We start from the raw sequence: 16,005 nt of genomic DNA on the forward strand, positions 1-16,005 counted from the left end.
TCTTACCCCCGAAGCCCGCACACAAACGGAATGTGTCCTGGTTCACACCATCTCACCTTCTCGGACCCCGGGCACGCTTGATACAAATTGCCCCGCGTTCCTGTGCAACACCGGGCGCCCCTCCCCTCTTTGCCCCCCCGCTTCGCCCTGCCCTTTTCCCGGGAACGCCCATGTCTTCGCGCCCGCGTGCCGCGTGGCCCCTGGTTGCCGTCTTCGCTGCCGGCTACCTCGCCGCGTACCTCCTGCCGACCGTCGTCGGACGTCTCTCAGCCGGACTCGGACTCACCTCCGCCGAGGCCGGCCTCGTCGGATCCACCCTGCTGCTCCACTCGGCCGTCGCCGGTTTCGTCCTGGCGTCGCGGGTCGAGCGGTACGGCCGGCGCAGGCCGGCACGGCTGGGGCTGCTGCTGGCATGCGGCGGCTACGGGGCCGCGGCGCTCACGTCGCATGTGCCGCTCGTGGTCGCGGGTGCGGCGGTCGGCGGTCTCGGCTCGGGCACGGCGACCGCGGTCGCCGCCGCAGGCATCGCGGCGCAGCGCGACCCGCACCGGGCCTCCTCGCTCGGGCTGCTGGCGGTGTCGGCGGCCGCGGGGGCGCTGTACCTCACCATCCCGCGGCTCGGGGGCGGTCATGCGGTGCCCTTCGCGGCGCTGGCCCTGGCAGCGGTGCTGGTGTGGCCGGCGACCGGGCGGCTGACGGGGGCCGGGGCCGTGGTGGCGTCGGGGGGCTCCACCACGGTCCCGTTCACTTCCCGGGCGCCGCTGCCGCGCCGCCGGTCCGGTGCGGTGCTGGCGGGCGCGATGCTCTGCTGGTCCATGGCCCAGAACGCCCTGTGGGGCGTCAGCGGCCGGATCGGCACCACCCAGGCCGGGCTGAGCGAGATCACCGTGGGGATGGTCTTCGCGGTGGGCCTGGGTGCGGGGCTCGTCGGCGTCATCGGTGCCGGGGCACTGGGCTCGCGGCTGGGCCGGGCGGCACCGATCGGGGCCGGCACGGCACTGATCGGCTGCTGCATCGTGGTCAGTTCGTCGGCGCGGGGCCTGGTGGACTTCGCCGCGGGCGAGGTCCTCTGGAACCTCTTCTACCCGGTGGTCCTGTCGTATCTGCTCGGCCTCGCCGCCTCGCTCGACCCGCGCGGCCGATGGGCGGTGTTCGTGGGCTCCGCGTCCTCGCTGGGCGTGGCCTGCGGCCCGATGACCGGCAGTCTGCTGTCGGAGAACGCCGGGTATCCGGTGATGGGCCTGGTGCTCTGCGCGATGCTGCTGATCATGGCGGTCCCCATGACCGCCGTGGCACTGCACACCTCGGGCCGCCCGCTGGTCCCGGGCGCCGTCCGCCGCCGCGGCGGGACACCGGCCGCCGTCGTCGCCGGCGCCGCACCCTCGGGCGCACGCGTCCCGCAGGTCGGCGCCCCCGAGCAGACGGTCACCGAGATCGCGCCCCCGGTTCGGGGCCGGCGCCGCATGCTCGTACGCGACCGGACGACGAAGGTCCTCGCGTCCTGACCGCACGCGCCGGCGGGAACCGTACCGGCCGCGGGCCGGTCGCCTGCCGGTGGTGAGCCCGGGGCCCGGAGGGGAGCCCCGGGCTCACGCCCGGTCGGCCACAGCACTAGGAGCCGTTGAACTCGTACGCGTCGACCGCGGCGAGATACCTGCGGCGCCGTTCCTCGTCATGGTCGAGGAACGCGGCCTCGAAGGAGTTCCTCGCCAGTTGCCGCATCTGCTCCCGGTCCAGGCCCAGCGCCTCGCGGACCGCGTGGAAGGTGTCGCCGATGTAGCCGCCGAAGTAGGCGGGGTCGTCGGAGTTGACGGTCACGAAGAGACCCGCGTCCATCATCGCGCGCAGCGGGTGGTCCTCGAGGGTGTCGACGGCGCGCAGCCGGACGTTCGACAGCGGGCACAGGGTGAGCGGGATCCGCTGCCGTACCAGCCGCTCCACCAGCCGCGGGTCCTCCATGGCGCGCAGCCCGTGGTCGATGCGCTCGACGCCCAGGACGTCGAGGGCCTCCTCGATGTACGCGGGCGGTCCCTCCTCGCCGGCGTGGGCGACCTTGCGCAGCCCGAGGGACTCGGCGGCGGCGTAGACCTCGCGGAACTCGGCGGGCGGGTGACCGGCCTCCGCCGAGTCCAGGCCGACTCCGCTGATGTGGTGGAGGTAGGGCTTCGCGGCGTCGAGGGTGGTCATCGCGGACTCGGCGGGCTGGTCGCGCAGGAAACACATGATCAGCTGGGTGGAGACGCCGTGCCGCTCCTCAGCGCGGTCGAGCGCGTGGGCCAGCCCCTCGATCACGGTGCCGACGGGGACCCCGCGGGCCGTGTGTGCCTGGGGGTCGAAGAAGATCTCGGCGTGCCGCACGCCCTGCGCGGCGGCCCGGGCGAGGTAGGCGTCGGCCAGTTCGGTGAAGTCCTCCGCGGTGCGCAGCACCGCCATGAGGCCGTAGTAGAGGTCGAGGAAGGACTGCAGATCGGTGAAGAGGTACGCCTTGCGCAGGTCTTCGGTCCCTGTGTAGGGGAGCTCGACCCCGTTGCGTTCGGCGAGGGTGAAGGCGAGTTCGGGTTCGAGGGTGCCCTCGATGTGGAGGTGGAGTTCGGCCTTGGGCAGTGGTGACATCGGTGCTCGCTCAGGGTGCGCGTTTGGGTACGGGGACACGGACGAGGTCCTGGGCCACGGAGAGTTCGCCGTCGAAACCGGCCGCTCGGGCCTGCCGCTCGAACTCCTCGGGTTCGCTGTAGCGCTGGGAGAAGTGCGTCAGCACGAGGTGCCGGACGCCCGCGTCACGTGCCACGCCGGCGGCCTGCCCCGCGGTGAGGTGGCCGTGGTCGTCGGCGAGTCGGCGGTCCTCGTCGAGGAAGGTCGACTCGATGACGAGCATGTCGCAGCCGTCGGCGAGTTCGTAGGCCCCCTCGCAGAGGCGGGTGTCCATGACGAAGGCGAAGCGCTGTCCCCTGCGTATCTCGCTGACGTCCTCGAGGGTGACGCCGCCGAGGGCCCCCTCGCGCTGGATGCGGCCCACGTCGGGGCCCTTGATGCCGTGTGCGGCGAGGCGTTCGGGGAGGATGCGGCGGCCGTCCGGTTCGGTGAGCCGGTAACCGAAGGACTCCACCGGGTGCGAGAGCTTGCGGGCTTCGAGGGTGTAGGCGGGTGTGGTCGCGAGTACGCCGTCGTCGGCGACGGGGTGTTCGGTGAGCCTGACGGACTCGCGGTAGGCGGTCGCGTACCGGAGCCGTTCGAAGAAGCGCTGCCCGCTCGCCGGATAGTGCGCGGTGACGGGGTGCGGGACCTGGTCGAGGTTGATGCGCTGGATCACGCCCGCGAGGCCGAGGGAGTGGTCGCCGTGGAAGTGCGTGACGCAGATCCGGTTGATGTCGTGTGCGGCGACACCGGCCCGCAGCATCTGCCGCTGGGTGCCCTCACCCGGGTCGAAGAGGATGCCCTCGCCGTCCCAGCGCAGCAGATAGCCGTTGTGGTTGCGGTGCCGGGTGGGGACCTGGCTGGCGGTGCCGAGCACGACCAGTTCGCGTACGGACATGGGTGACTTTCCGGGGTGAGGGACCGCCGCGGCGCCGGGGCGCGCCGGCGCCGTCCGCTGCCGGGCGGGGCGGTCGTCCGGCGGGCCGGGCGGAGGAGGCTTGTCCGGTTATCCGGGAGGCCAGTTGAGGCCGCGGCCGCCGAGGACGTGGGCGTGGGTGTGGAAGACGGTCTGTCCGGCGCCCGATCCGGTGTTGAAGACGATGCGGAAGCCGCTCTCGTCGACCTTGTCGGCGGCCGCGACCTCGGCCGCCACGCGCAGTATGTCGGCGGCGACGGCGGGCTCCGCGGCGGCCAGCGACGCGGCGTCCCGGTAGTGCACCCGCGGGATGACGAGCACATGGGTGGGCGCCTGCGGATTGATGTCCCGGAAGGCGACGGTCGTCTCGGTCTCATGGACGATGGTGGCGGGCACCTCCCCAGAGACGATCTTGCAGAACAGGCAGTCGGCTTGCGGTTCTCCCGCCATGGTCCGGCCCCTTCACGACTCCGGTGATCAGTATGTGCGCATGCTATCGCCGAGCGCGGTCACCGGGTCCGGGCGGGCGCGCCGTGCACTGCCGTCCCGCACCGGCCGCTCCGCCGCACCCCGGCGCCGCCGCGTGTGCTGCGGCGGCGCCGGGGTGCGGGGCGGGGAGGCGGCCCGGGCTGCGTTCCGGGCCGGGGCCGGCCGGGGTTCAGCGGTACGTGTAGAACTTCGTGTGGTCGAGCATGTCCTCGGGCGTGACGTCGTTCCACGGCTTCATGGTGTCGCGGAGGCCGATGACATTCCGCGGGGCGGAGACCGGCACATAGCCGGAGGACGGGTGCAGGCGCTGCCAGTCGGCCCACAGTTTGTCGATGAAGCAGTGGTGGAGCCAGAAGACGGGGTCGTTCGGCGAGGCTCCGGTGATCATCTGGCCGCCGACCCAGACATGGACCCGGTTGTGGAGGTTCGGGCCGCGCCAGCCTTCGACCTGGTTGCGGAAGCCGCTGGATCCGCTGTTCCAGGGCGAGGCGTCGTAGGTGGCGAGGGCGAGGACGCCGTCGACCTCCGCCCGGGTGGGCAGTTCACGGACGCCGGCGCCCAGGGCGCGCCGCAGGAAGGTCCTTCCGTCGACGCGTATGTTCATGGGCCAGTTGCCGCTCCCGAAGGCGAACGGGCCGGAGGTGACCCTGCCGTCCCCGCTGCGGCCGTCACCGCCGAGGAAGTCGTCGGCCCACAGGGAGCTGCGGGGCGAGCGGTCGGCCGTCCAGTCCCAATAGGGAAGCATGACCGAGGGGTTGACGCTCTGCAGTGCCTGCTCGAACTGCAGCAGGAACCGCCGGTGCCAGGGGAGGAACGACGGTGAGCGGTGCCCGGTCCGCTCGCCGTTGTCGGTGTCACTCATGATGAAGGCGTTGTGGGTGGTGATGAACTCGTCGTAGCGGCCCTGCCGCTTGAGTTCGAGGACGGCGTCGACGAAGTCGCGCTTCTCGGTGGCGGACAGGTCTGCCTGGTTCTTGCGGTCTGCCATGGCGACGATCCTTTTCCGTGGGGGGTCTCGAGGCGATGTCAGACGGTGAGGGGCACGAGTGAGGAGCCGTGCAGTTCCCGTACGGCGGCGCGGGCCGCGTCGCGGGGCGTGCGGTGCGTCTCGTAGTGGTTGACGACGCTGATCCACGTGCCGTCCGCGTTCCGCATCACGTGCAGTTCGTCGTCGTCGACGCGGACGACGTACTCGACGGGGTCCTGGGGTGCCTGGGCCTGCCGGCCGTGGTGGTGTCCGCCGTCGCCCTCTTCGGCGGGCCATCCCTCTATGTGCCGCCCGAGGTACATCTCGTCGAAGGGTTCCGGTACGTCGGCCGCGCGGGCAGCGGCCGCGTGGGCCTTCGTGCCGCCGTGGCCGCCCGGGCCCTGGGGTGTGTCGGGCCGTAGGGCGTCGGCGACGGCGGCCGGGCCGGCGAGCGCGGCTCCGGCGAATGCCAGTGCGGCTCCTCGTACGAGGTCCCGACGGGTGGGACGTTGCACGGTCTGCTCCTCTCGTCGATCCGCCGCAGGTCATGGAGGGCCCACAGCGGGAACGTTTCTCCGAGTGATGGGACGACGAACGCGCCCAGTGGCCCCACATGTTGGCAGTGGCGAACGGGCGAGAAGAGAGGCATGACCGGACATGGTCATGAACAAGACAACCGCAAAGGGAAAGTGCACCTTTCAACGGCGGATGATCTCCATTGCGCACCCCTGAAGAGGCCGTGCCGAAGGGAAACTCGGCCCGCTTCGCCGCTTGCTCCCACAAATCCTTCGACCGCCGACGCCGGAGTGCGGTCGTGCGGACCCCCACAACTCGGCGGGATCGCAGGGGCTTTGCCCGCCACACGGGGTAGGCGCCGTAGTTTTGGCAACCGCCTGTCGTGGGCGGCTTGTCCCGCACCGGCAGACGAAATCCGTCGCGCCCCTTCACCGGCGCCGCATACGGTGAACTGCATGAGCAACAGGCGAAGAGTGCGCAGGCTTGTCGTCGACGACGCCGTGTGGCTGTGGTCCCTGGGGCACGCGCACCCCGACGGCGTCTGCCGCCAAACGCTGTCGCTCATCCGCGAAGGGTCGCGGTCCCGGCTGCGGATCGTGTTCCGGGAGGGGCCGGGGCTGATCGTGTCCGGCGGCTACTGGCACACGGGGCTGGTCGGCCGCAGCCGGTGCGAGCCGCTGAATCTCCATGAGCCGGGTGTCGTACGGAAGTTGCTGGACACCGCCTCGGCCGCCGGGGCCACCGCCCCGGCGGAGCTCGACGGCTGGCCGCTGTACGACGCGGTCGTCGGGTCCGGCGACGCGGTGCCCGAGCCCGCCGGGTCAGGACCAGCGGCCGGTGCGCCCGAGTAGCAGAGCGGACGCGGCCGTACCCGCCGTGGAGGTGCGCAGGACGCTGCGGCCGAGGCGGTAGGGCTTGGCGCCCGCCTCCGCGAAGACGGCCAACTCCTCCGGGGACACGCCCCCTTCGGGCCCGACGACGAGCACGATGTCGCCGGAGGCGGGCAGCTCCGCCGTGGCGAGCGGCTCGGCGCCCTCCTCGTGGAGGACGGCCGCGAAGTCCGCTCCGGCGAGCAGCTCGGCCACCTGCCGGGTCGTCGCGGCCTCCATGACCTCCGGGAAGCGCAGACGGCGGGACTGCTTGCCGGCCTCGCGGGCGGTGGCGCGCCATTTGGCGAGGGACTTGGCGCCGCGCTCGCCCTTCCACTGGGTGATGCAGCGGGCCGCGGCCCACGGCATGACGGCGTCGACGCCGGTCTCCGTCATCGTCTCGACGGCGAGTTCGCCCCGGTCGCCCTTCGGCAGCGCCTGGACGACCGTGATGCGCGGGGCGGGTTCCGGTTCGGTCCGTACCTCCGTGACGTCCACGTCCAGCCGGTCCTTCCCCTCCACGGCGCTGACCGTGCCGTAGCCGCCGGTGCCCCGGCCGTCGGTCAGGACGATCTCCTCGCCGGCGCGCAGGCGGCGTACGGACACGGCGTGGCGGCCCTCCGGTCCGTCCAGGGTGACGGTGCCGGAGTGCACCTTGTCGACGAGGAACACGGGCGCGGTCATGAGGGGTTCCTCAGGGTGAGCGAGGCGCTCGCGGCGGCCGTCTCGGCGGCGAGTACCTGGACGAGTTGCGCGGCGGGCAGGTCGCGGGCCAGCCGGTGGCCCTGGCCCGCCCACAGGGCCATGCCCTGCGGGTCGCCGGCCTTGGCCGCGGCCTTGCGCAGTCCGGAGGTGATGTGGTGCACCTCGGGGTAGGCGGCGGGGGCGTACGGTCCGTGCTCGCTCATGAAGCGGTTGACGAGCCCGCGGGCGGGACGGCCCGAGAAGGCCCGGGTCAGCTCGGTCCTGGTGAACACCGGGCTGGTCATGGCCTGCTTGTGCAGCACGTGTGCGCCGGACTCGGGGCAGACCAGGAACGCGGTGCCGAGCTGGGCCGCGTCGGCCCCCGCTGCGAGGACCGCGGCGATCTGGCCGCCGCGCATCAGTCCCCCGGTCGCGATCAGCGGGAGCCGCACGGTCTCCCGGATCTGCGCGAGCAGCGTGAGCAGTCCGATGGCCGAGCCGTCGGCGGAGGGGTCGTCGCGGTGGGTGCCGTGGTGCCCTCCGGCCTCGGCACCCTGCACACAGAGGGCGTCGGCGCCCGCGAGCTGGGCGGCCTGGGCTTCCTCGGGTGTGGTGACCGTGACGACGGTGAGCGTGCCGGCGCGCCTGAAGGCGGCGACGGTGGCCTTGGACGGGCAGCCGAAGGTGAAGGACACCAGCGGTACGGGGTCGTCGCGCAGGATGGCGAGTTTGGCTTCGTACCCGTCGTCCCGTCCGGAATCCGGGTCGCCGAGCGGTGTCTCGTACCAGGTCTGCTCACCCGCGACCTGCTGCCGGTAGACGTCCACGGCCGCCGCGTCGGCGTACGCGGGCTGTGGCATGAACAGGTTGACCCCGAAGGGCCGCCCGGTGAGCCCCCTCAGCTGCTTGATCTCCTGGTACATCCCGTCCGCGGTCTTGTACCCGGCGGCGAGGAACCCCAGACCGCCCGCCTCGCAGACGGCAGCAGCCAGATCCGGGCAGGAGGCACCGCCCGCCATGGGGGCCTGCACGATCGGATAGCGGCAGAGATCGGTCAGCGGGGAGGGCATGCCCGCATGGTGCCACGTCCGGGCGCCGTGTCCGAATCCCGCGGCCCCGGGCGACCACCGGGACGTCCGGGAGTCCGGCCAGGTCCTGTCCGGGGCGCGGTATCCCAGGGGTGCAGGGGCTATGCCGTACCCGGCCTTGGCGGTCCGTGCGCGGATCATCCGCACCGAACCGCCAGGGCCGGGAATCGTTCTTCGCCACAGCCGTACGGGCGCCTCAGCGACCGTTGAAGGCGTCCTTCAGCCGGGAGAACAGCCCCTGCTGGCCCGGCTGGAACTGCCCCACGGGCCGTTCCTCGCCGCGCAGCTTCGCCAGCTCCCGCAGCAGCCTCTCCTGCTCCGGGTCCAGCTTCGACGGGGTCTGCACCTCGACGTGGACGATGAGGTCTCCGCGGCCGCCGCCGCGCAGATGCGTGACACCGCGGCCGTGCAGCGGGATCGACTGCCCGGACTGGGTCCCAGGGCGGATGTCGACCTCCTCCATGCCGTCCAGCGTCTCCAGCGGCACCTTGGTGCCGAGCGCGCCCGCCGTCATCGGGATGGTCACCGTGCAGTGGAGATCGTCACCGCGGCGCTGGAAGACCGGATGCGGCAGTTCGTGGATCTCGACGTACAGATCGCCGGCGGGGCCGCCGCCGGGGCCGACCTCGCCCTCGCCCGCGAGCTGGATCCGGGTGCCGTTGTCGACGCCCGCCGGGATCTTCACGGTGAGCGTGCGGCGGGAGCGCACCCGCCCGTCGCCCGCGCACTCCGGGCACGGGGTCGGGACGACGGTGCCGAAACCCTGGCACTGGGGACAGGGGCGCGAGGTCATGACCTGGCCCAGGAAGGACCGGGTGACCTGTGAGACCTCACCGCGGCCGCGGCACATGTCACACGTCTGCGCCGACGTACCGGGCGCCGCGCCCTCACCGGAGCAGGTCGTGCACACGACGGCCGTGTCGACCTGGATGTCCTTCGTCGTGCCGAAGGCCGACTCGCTGAGCTCGACCTCCAGCCGGATCATCGCGTCCTGGCCGCGCCGGGTCCGCGATCGCGGCCCGCGCTGGGACGCCGTACCGAAGAAGGCGTCCATGATGTCCGAGAAGTTCCCGAAGCCGCCCGCGCCGAAGCCACCGGCGCCGCCGCCGCCCGATGCGGACAGCGGGTCGCCGCCGAGGTCGTAGACCTGCTTCTTCTGCGGGTCCGAGAGCACCTCGTACGCGGCGTTGATCTCCTTGAAGCGCTCCTGCGTCTTCGGATCCGGGTTCACATCCGGGTGGAGCTCACGCGCCAGTCGCCGGAAGGCCTTCTTGATCTCGTCCTGCGATGCGTCGCGGCGCACGCCGAGTACGGCGTAGTAGTCCGTGGCCACTTACGACTCCGCCAGGATCTGTCCGACGTAACGTGCCACTGCGCGTACCGCTCCCATCGTTCCGGGGTAGTCCATGCGGGTCGGTCCGACCACGCCGAGTTTGGCGACAGCCTCGTCGCCCGAACCGTAGCCGACAGCGACCACGGACGTGGAGTTGAGGCCCTCGTGGGCGATCTCGTGCCCGATCCGGACCGTCATACCTGAGTCCTTCGCCTCACCGAGCAGCTTGAGCAGCACCACCTGCTCCTCCAGCGCCTCCAGGACGGGCCGGATGGTGAGGGGGAAGTCGTGCGAGAAGCGCGTCAGATTGGCGGTGCCGCCGATCATCAGCCGCTCCTCGGTCTCCTCGACAAGGGTTTCGAGCAGCGTCGACAGCACCGCGGAGACGGTGGCGCGGTCCTCCGGGACGAAGGACTCCGGAAGGTCCTGCACCAGCTGCGGCACATCGGTGAAGCGCCGGCCGACGACCCGGCTGTTCAGCCGGGCCCGCAGATCCGCCAGCGAGGTGTCGGAGAACGGCGCCGGGCAGTCCACGTGCCGCTGCTCGACCCGTCCGGTGTCCGTGATCAGGACCAGCATCAGCCGTGCCGGGGCGAGAGCCAGCAGCTCCACGTGCCGCACCGTCGAGCGGGTCAGCGACGGGTACTGGACGACGGCGACCTGCCGGGTGAGCTGCGCCAGCAGCCGCACCGTGCGGGCCACCACGTCGTCGAGGTCCACGGCGCCGTCGAGGAAGTTCTGGATGGCCCGCCGTTCGGGGGACGACAGCGGCTTGACGCCGGCGAGCCTGTCCACGAACAGGCGATAGCCCTTGTCCGTGGGGATCCGGCCGGCGCTGGTGTGGGGCTGGGCGATATAGCCCTCGTCCTCCAGTACGGCCATGTCGTTGCGCACGGTGGCCGGTGAGACGCCCAGCTGGTGACGCTCGGTGAGGGCCTTGGAACCGACGGGCTCCTCCGTGCCGACGTAGTCCTGGACGATGGCGCGCAGGACCTCGAGTCTGCGTTCGCTGAGCATCGTGCGCACCTCCAGCTCGGTTCATCGGTGGGTCGGTCGGTGTGATCTGGCACTCACCATGTCGGAGTGCCAGAGTCCCCCCGGCAAGTGTACGGCCGCGAGGTATACCCCTAGCAAGGGCGACCGGACGGCGAACCGGTCACGACAACGCACCGTGAGCACGCCGGGACGTCCCCGGGTACACCGGGATAGCGTCGCCGTATGGACGTCAGTTGGGAAGACTTCGGCTGGGAGCGCGTCGCCGAGGGGGTCGGCCGCCGGCGCCTGCCGGTATGGGACGCCACGGCCGCCGTGGTGGTCGGGGACGACGCTGTGCTCCTGTTCGACACCGGCTCGACGCTGCGTGAGGGCGCAGAACTGCGCACACAGATCCAGACCCTCCTCGGGGGACGGCGTGTGACGCATATCGCCCTCAGCCACCCCCACTTCGACCATGTGCTCGGCACGGCGGCGTTCTCGGCGGCACAGGTGTACGGCGCGGTGGGGGTCGACCGGCTGCTGCAGCGGGAACGGGACGCGCTGCGGGACGACGCCATCCGCCACGGAATGGCCCCCGCCGACGCCGTCCAGGCCACGGATCTGCTGGTGGTGCCGCGGCATGTCGTGAGCGGCGAGTGGACCCTGGACCTCGGCGGCCGCCAGGTGCTGCTGGCGAACGCCGGACCCGGTCACACCGGCCACGACCTCGTCGTGCTCGTGCCGGGCACGGCCGGCGGCCCGGAGGTCGTCCTGTGCGGCGATCTGGTCGAGGAGTCGGGGGATCCGCAGGCAGGGCGGGACGCCATTCCCTCCCGGTGGCCCGCGGCTCTGGACCGGCTGCTCGCGCTGGGCGGGGACGACGCGCGGTACGTACCGGGTCACGGGGCCGTGGTGGACGCGGCTTTCGTGCGCGCCCAACGCGATGAGCTGGCACGGCGGTTCGGGGTGTCGTAGCGTCTGCCCAATGCGCAGCTACAGCCCCGATCTGACGCCTCCCTGGAAGCGGTCCGCCCCGGTGCCCGAGGTCGCGGCCGAGCCCGACCTGGTCGTCGAGGAGGTCGCGACGGGCTTCTGCGGCGCGGTGATCCGCTGCGAGGCGGGGACGGTGACCCTGGAGGACCGCTTCGGCAAGCACCGGGTCTTCCCGCTGGAGCCGCGCGGGTTCCTGCTCGAGGGCCGGGTGGTCACACTGGTCCGGCCGGCCTCCGGCGCGCCGGTACGGCCCACCCGCACGGCCTCCGGGTCGATCGCAGTTCCCGGCTCGCGCGCCCGGGTCGCCCGTGCCGGGCGCATCTATGTGGAGGGCCGGCACGACGCGGAGCTGGTCGAGAAGGTCTGGGGCGACGATCTGCGCATCGAGGGCGTCGTCGTCGAGTACCTGGAAGGGGTCGACGACCTCCCGGCGATCGTGGGGGACTTCTCCCCCGGTCCCGGCGCCCGGCTCGGGGTGCTCGTGGACCACCTCGTGCCCGGCTCCAAGGAGTCCCGGATCGCCGCGTCGGTCACGGACCCGCATGTGCTGGTGGTGGGCCATCCGTACATCGACGTGTGGGAGGCGGTGAAGCCGTCCTCGCTGGGGATCCCGGCCTGGCCGTCCGTGCCGCGCGGTCAGGACTGGAAGACGGGAGTGTGCCGGGCGCTGGGCTGGCCGGAGAACACGGGCGCGGCCTGGCAGCACATCCTGTCGAAGGTGGGCAGCTACAAGGATCTGGAGCCGGCGCTGCTGGGGCGGGTGGAGGAGCTGATCGACTTCGTGACGGCCTCGTGACGGGGTGAGGCCGGACGGACAGCCTGGCGGGGCGCCCCGTGGTCGCCGACGGGACGCGGGGTGGCCGGGCTTGCCTCAGTCCACCAGGTCAGTCCACCACGTCAGTCCACCAGGTCGCGGACCAACGCGTCCGCGAGCAGCCGCCCGCGCAGCGTCAGCACCGCCCGTCCCCGCTCGAACGGCGCGGACTCGAGCAGCCCGTCCGCCAGGGCGCGGCGGGACGCCGCCAGACCCTGCGGCTTGAGCAGGGACAACGGCAGGCCCTCGCGCAGTCGCAGCTCCAGCAGCACCCGCTCCACCCGCCGGTCCTCGTCCGGAAGGATCTCCCGTCCCGCACCGGGCGAGCGGCCTTCGGCGAGCGCGGCGGCGTACGCCCCGGGGTGTTTCACGTTCCACCAGCGCACGCCCCCGACATGGCTGTGCGCTCCCGGACCGGCGCCCCACCAGTCGGCGCCGCGCCAGTACAGCTCGTTGTGCAGGCACCGCCCCGCGTCGGAAGCGGCCCAGTTCGAGACCTCGTACCAGGCGAAACCCGCCTCGGTGAGCTTCTCCTCGGCGATGAGGTAGCGGTCGGCGTGCACATCGTCGTCGGTCGTCGGGACCTCGCCGCGGCGGATCCGCCGGGCCAGCTGGGTGCCCTCCTCGACGATCAGCGCATAGGCGCTGATGTGGTCCGGACCCGCCCCTGTCGCCGCATCGAGCGAGGCCCGCCAGTCGTCGTCGCTCTCCCCCGGCGTGCCGTAGATCAGATCGAGGTTCACATGCTCGAAGCCCGCGGCCCTGGCCTCGGCGACACAGGCCTCGGGGCGGCCGGGGGTGTGGGTGCGGTCGAGGACCTTCAGCACGTGCTGCCGGGCGCTCTGCATGCCGAACGAGATGCGGTTGAATCCCCCCGCCCGCAGCTCCGCCAGATAGCCCGGGTCCACGGACTCCGGGTTGGCTTCCGTCGTGATCTCGGCGTCGTCGGCGAGAGTGAACTCCTCCCGTACCGCACCGAGCATCCGCACCAGGTCCGCGGCCGCCAGCAGCGTCGGTGTGCCACCGCCGACGAAGACGGTCCGCACCGGGCGGGGGTCGTCGCCGAGGACCTTGCGGGCGAGCCGGATCTCCTCGATCAGCGTGTCGGCGTAGTTGTCGCGTGAGGCCAGCACGCCTCCGCTGCCGCGCAGCTCGTTCGCCGTGTAGGTGTTGAAGTCGCAGTAGCCGCAGCGGGTGGCGCAGTACGGGACGTGCAGATAGAACCCGAGCGGCCGGTCGCCCGCGCCCGCGAGGGCGTGCGGGGGCAGCGACCCGTCCGCGGGCATGGGCTCACCATCGGGCAGTACGGAAGGCATGCAGACCATTGTCCGCCACCCGGCGCGGTCCCCGGCACGGCAGGCCCTGTCGTGCTCACCGGGCCTGCCCCACCGGCTCTGCTCACCGGGCCTGGAGCACCAGCAGCGCCAGGTCGTCGTCGGGCGGGTCGTCCGCGAAGCCGTGCACGGTGAGACGTATGCGGTCCGCAACGCCCTGCGCCGTCAGCCCCGCGCACTCCGCCAGCGCACGCGCCAGTCCGTCCGCGTCGTCGAACATCCGCGTGCCCGAGCGGCGCTCCGTGACGCCGTCGGTGACGCAGAGCAAGGTGTCGCCGGGCTCCAGGACGAAGGTCTGGCTCTCGTACGCGACGTCGCCGACGACCCCGAGGAGCAGCTGGGAGACCGCGGCGGGGCGGACGGTGCCGTCGGGGCGCAGCAGCAGTGGAAGCGGGTGGCCGGCGCAGGCCAGGGTGCAGCGGACCCCGATGTCGTCGCCTAGCGGGGTGAGCTCCCCGTACAGCAGGGACAGGAAGCGCGGTTGCGGACTCTCGGGGACGTCCCCCGGGCCCGCTGCCATCAGCGCTGCCGCCTCGGCGGCCTCTGTGGCGTCGTCCAGAAGCAGACCGTTGAGGCGGTCCAGGACCTGGCCCACCTGGTAGCCCTCACGGGCGAGCAGACGCAGCCACGGACGGGCGAGTCCGGTGACGACCGCGGCCTCCGGGCCGCTGCCCTGGACGTCGCCGAGCATGAAGCACCACCGGCCGCCGCTGCCGGCCGGGAAGATGTCGTAGAAGTCGCCGCCGGCGAGGCCCTCGTCGCTGGGTTCGTACACGAGCGAGCTGTCGACTCCCGGGATCCGGGCGACCTGGGCGGGCAGCAGTCCCCGCTGGAGGACCCGGCTGATGGTGGCCTGCCGGGCATAGGCGCGGGCGGCCCCGATGGCCAGGCCCACCCGCCGGGCGAAGTCCTCGAGCAGTGCCGTCGCCTGGTCCGGGATGCCCGGGTCCGCTCCCGCGCCACGCGGTCGTTCGCGTCCGAGCAGCAGGGTGCCGAGCGGGCGGGCTCCTGCGCCCAGCCGGAGGGCCATGGCGCTGCCTCCCGGGTGCCGCGTGTCCTGCGCCGGCCGTTCCCGGGCTTCCGCGGCTGCGGCGTCCTGCGGGACCACCGCCGCATGGCCGTCCGGTTGCCCGGCTTCCGCGGCGGCGCCGGCAGGCGCTTCTGCGGACGACGCGGCTTCCGCGAGCGGTGGCGCGCCTTGCGGCAGGGCGCCGCTCGTAGGGCCGCCCTCGGGGTCCGGCCAGGCCACGGGGACGGTCACGGCGGAGCCCGTCGCGCCGTGCGGTAACCGGGGCGGAGACGTGAGCAGGGCGGCGCGCAGGCTCTCGCTCATGGATTCGTCCGCGTGCCAGACCCTGGCCAGTCGTGGGGCGGGGCCCGTCTCGCCGTCGAGCCACACGGCGCACCAGTCGGCGAAGCGCGGCACCAGCAGTTGTCCGGCAAGCGCCGCGACCATGTCCTCGTCCAGCTGCCCGGCCAGAAGGTCGGACGCCTCGGCGAGGAACGTCAGTGCGCCGCGCCCCGTCCAGCCGCGCTCGTCGCGCTCGGCCGGGCGCGGTGCCGGGGCGCTGCCGAAGGCCGCGGGGCCGCCCTGTTGGGCCGCACCCGTCTGTTCGGCCGTGCCGGCCTGGCCGGACACCTCGGGCACTCGTACGCCGCGGTCGTCGAGCGCGAGTTTCGCCCAGACACCCTTGCACCCCGTGCGGTAGGTGACGCCCCAGGAGCCGGCCAGTGCCGCGACGAGCTGCAGCCCCCGGCCGTACTCCGGATCACCCGACGCGGTCCCGGGATCGGGTGCGCGGCCGCGTACCGCCCGGGCCGGATGGTGGTCCCACACCTCGACGACGAGCGACGCCGGATCGTCGCCGGCAGCGGCGTCCAGCCGTACCAGCACCTCCACCGTGGTCCCGGCGTGCACCACGGCGTTGGTCACCAGCTCGCTCACGACCAGCGCCGCGTCGTCGGCCAGCCGGTCGGCTCCGCGGGCGGCCACGGTCCCGAGCCGTTTCCACTCGGTGAGGGTTTCGCCCACGAACCGCCGCGCGGCCGAGGCGGCCACCGGATTCGCGGGCAGGCTGCTCCGCGCGACGGCGCGAGCACCACCGCGCTGTGAGAGCAGATGCACCGCCCGGTGGACGGCCTCCTGCTGCATCGGAACGGACCCCACGCTCGGCTCCTGTCCGGCTCTGTGTTGCCCCGCGTACGAATGACGACACCGACAGGGTGACAGACAGGACTCGCGCATAAGCACGGAGTCATCGAAGTGGCCGCCGCGAGCACACCCGGATGAAGGAATTCCGCGGTCCGGAGCGGGAGGAACGGCACGCGGGCGCGACGAGGTGATCTCTCCTCGCCGCGCCCGCGCCGATGGTGCGGTGCCCCCGGCGGACGCC

At 72.6% G+C, this 16,005-nt stretch carries 15 protein-coding genes; 4 read left to right on the plus strand and 11 right to left on the minus strand.

Annotated features, from left to right (window positions below):
- Positions 1-170 precede the first annotated feature (170 nt).
- Positions 171-1,505: an MFS transporter gene (locus ACTWOL_RS12420; RefSeq protein WP_474296719.1), complete on the plus strand. Its 1,335-nt coding sequence runs from the start codon at positions 171-173 to the stop codon at positions 1,503-1,505.
- Positions 1,506-1,611: 106 nt separating this feature from the next.
- On the opposite strand, the gene ACTWOL_RS12425 is transcribed toward ACTWOL_RS12420, so the two are convergent.
- From ACTWOL_RS12425 to melC1, 5 genes are all read right to left on the minus strand, one after another.
- On the minus strand, positions 1,612-2,613 hold the full coding sequence (locus ACTWOL_RS12425) for an adenosine deaminase (protein WP_474296720.1): 1,002 nt from the start codon (positions 2,611-2,613) through the stop codon (positions 1,612-1,614).
- 10 nt (positions 2,614-2,623) lie between these two features.
- Positions 2,624-3,532 carry a ribonuclease Z gene (locus ACTWOL_RS12430; protein ID WP_474296721.1) on the minus strand — a complete coding sequence of 303 codons (909 nt, stop codon included), beginning with the start codon at positions 3,530-3,532 and terminating at the stop codon, positions 2,624-2,626.
- A gap of 108 nt (positions 3,533-3,640) precedes the next feature.
- Complete coding sequence (locus tag ACTWOL_RS12435; RefSeq protein WP_474296722.1) at positions 3,641-4,000, minus strand: histidine triad nucleotide-binding protein; 360 nt, start codon at positions 3,998-4,000, stop codon at positions 3,641-3,643.
- A gap of 208 nt (positions 4,001-4,208) precedes the next feature.
- Positions 4,209-5,027, minus strand: a complete 819-nt coding sequence (melC2, locus tag ACTWOL_RS12440) for a tyrosinase MelC2 (protein ID WP_474296723.1) — start codon at positions 5,025-5,027, stop codon at positions 4,209-4,211.
- Positions 5,028-5,065: 38 nt separating this feature from the next.
- Complete coding sequence (melC1, locus tag ACTWOL_RS12445) at positions 5,066-5,521, minus strand: apotyrosinase chaperone MelC1 (protein ID WP_474296724.1); 456 nt, start codon at positions 5,519-5,521, stop codon at positions 5,066-5,068.
- Positions 5,522-5,977: 456 nt separating this feature from the next.
- On the opposite strand from melC1, the gene ACTWOL_RS12450 reads away from it, so the two are divergent.
- Positions 5,978-6,373, plus strand: a complete 396-nt coding sequence (locus ACTWOL_RS12450; protein WP_474296725.1) for a hypothetical protein — start codon at positions 5,978-5,980, stop codon at positions 6,371-6,373.
- Here the strand turns inward: ACTWOL_RS12450 and ACTWOL_RS12455 are convergent.
- The 4 genes from ACTWOL_RS12455 to hrcA form a co-directional block, all read right to left on the minus strand.
- The gene (locus ACTWOL_RS12455) at positions 6,344-7,075 is read right to left on the minus strand and encodes a 16S rRNA (uracil(1498)-N(3))-methyltransferase (protein ID WP_474296726.1); all 732 of its coding nucleotides are present in this window, start codon (positions 7,073-7,075) and stop codon (positions 6,344-6,346) included. The genes ACTWOL_RS12450 and ACTWOL_RS12455 overlap by 30 nt on opposite strands.
- Positions 7,072-8,145, minus strand: a complete 1,074-nt coding sequence (locus ACTWOL_RS12460; RefSeq protein ID WP_474296727.1) for a nitronate monooxygenase — start codon at positions 8,143-8,145, stop codon at positions 7,072-7,074. The genes ACTWOL_RS12455 and ACTWOL_RS12460 overlap by 4 nt, the downstream gene beginning before the upstream one ends.
- A 214-nt stretch (positions 8,146-8,359) precedes the next feature.
- On the minus strand, positions 8,360-9,496 hold the full coding sequence (gene dnaJ, locus ACTWOL_RS12465; protein ID WP_474296728.1) for a molecular chaperone DnaJ: 1,137 nt from the start codon (positions 9,494-9,496) through the stop codon (positions 8,360-8,362).
- A complete protein-coding gene (gene hrcA, locus ACTWOL_RS12470; RefSeq protein WP_474296729.1) occupies positions 9,497-10,513 on the minus strand; it encodes a heat-inducible transcriptional repressor HrcA in 1,017 nt (338 codons plus the stop codon). It lies immediately after the preceding gene.
- A 201-nt stretch (positions 10,514-10,714) separates the two neighbouring features.
- Between hrcA and ACTWOL_RS12475 the strand changes: the two genes are divergently transcribed.
- Entirely contained in the window at positions 10,715-11,446 is a 732-nt protein-coding gene (locus tag ACTWOL_RS12475) for an MBL fold metallo-hydrolase (protein WP_474296730.1), read from the plus strand.
- A gap of 10 nt (positions 11,447-11,456) precedes the next feature.
- Complete coding sequence (locus ACTWOL_RS12480) at positions 11,457-12,260, plus strand: DUF3097 domain-containing protein (RefSeq protein WP_474296731.1); 804 nt, start codon at positions 11,457-11,459, stop codon at positions 12,258-12,260.
- Between the two features lie 101 nt (positions 12,261-12,361).
- Here the strand turns inward: ACTWOL_RS12480 and hemW are convergent, their stop codons facing one another.
- Positions 12,362-13,594, minus strand: coding sequence for a radical SAM family heme chaperone HemW (hemW, locus tag ACTWOL_RS12485; RefSeq protein ID WP_474296732.1), 1,233 nt, complete (start codon positions 13,592-13,594; stop codon positions 12,362-12,364).
- 82 nt (positions 13,595-13,676) lie between these two features.
- Positions 13,677-15,779: a SpoIIE family protein phosphatase gene (locus tag ACTWOL_RS12490; RefSeq protein ID WP_474296733.1), complete on the minus strand. Its 2,103-nt coding sequence runs from the start codon at positions 15,777-15,779 to the stop codon at positions 13,677-13,679.
- Positions 15,780-16,005 lie beyond the last annotated feature (226 nt).

This window comes from Micromonospora sp. IBHARD003 (assembly GCF_056106285.1).

Bases quoted from the DNA above. Each gene is read 5' to 3' on its own strand.
- ACTWOL_RS12420 (WP_474296719.1), top strand. From the start codon at position 171: ATGTCTTCGCGCCCGCGTGCCGCGTGGCCCCTGGTTGCCGTCTTCGCT.
- ACTWOL_RS12425 (WP_474296720.1), bottom strand. From the start codon at position 2,613: ATGTCACCACTGCCCAAGGCCGAACTCCACCTCCACATCGAGGGCACC.
- ACTWOL_RS12430 (WP_474296721.1), bottom strand. From the start codon at position 3,532: ATGTCCGTACGCGAACTGGTCGTGCTCGGCACCGCCAGCCAGGTCCCC.
- ACTWOL_RS12435 (WP_474296722.1), bottom strand. From the start codon at position 4,000: ATGGCGGGAGAACCGCAAGCCGACTGCCTGTTCTGCAAGATCGTCTCT.
- melC2 (WP_474296723.1), bottom strand. From the start codon at position 5,027: ATGGCAGACCGCAAGAACCAGGCAGACCTGTCCGCCACCGAGAAGCGC.
- ACTWOL_RS12450 (WP_474296725.1), top strand. From the start codon at position 5,978: ATGAGCAACAGGCGAAGAGTGCGCAGGCTTGTCGTCGACGACGCCGTG.
- ACTWOL_RS12455 (WP_474296726.1), bottom strand. From the start codon at position 7,075: ATGACCGCGCCCGTGTTCCTCGTCGACAAGGTGCACTCCGGCACCGTC.
- ACTWOL_RS12460 (WP_474296727.1), bottom strand. From the start codon at position 8,145: ATGCCCTCCCCGCTGACCGATCTCTGCCGCTATCCGATCGTGCAGGCC.
- hrcA (WP_474296729.1), bottom strand. From the start codon at position 10,513: ATGCTCAGCGAACGCAGACTCGAGGTCCTGCGCGCCATCGTCCAGGAC.
- ACTWOL_RS12475 (WP_474296730.1), top strand. From the start codon at position 10,715: ATGGACGTCAGTTGGGAAGACTTCGGCTGGGAGCGCGTCGCCGAGGGG.
- ACTWOL_RS12480 (WP_474296731.1), top strand. From the start codon at position 11,457: ATGCGCAGCTACAGCCCCGATCTGACGCCTCCCTGGAAGCGGTCCGCC.
- hemW (WP_474296732.1), bottom strand. From the start codon at position 13,594: ATGCCTTCCGTACTGCCCGATGGTGAGCCCATGCCCGCGGACGGGTCG.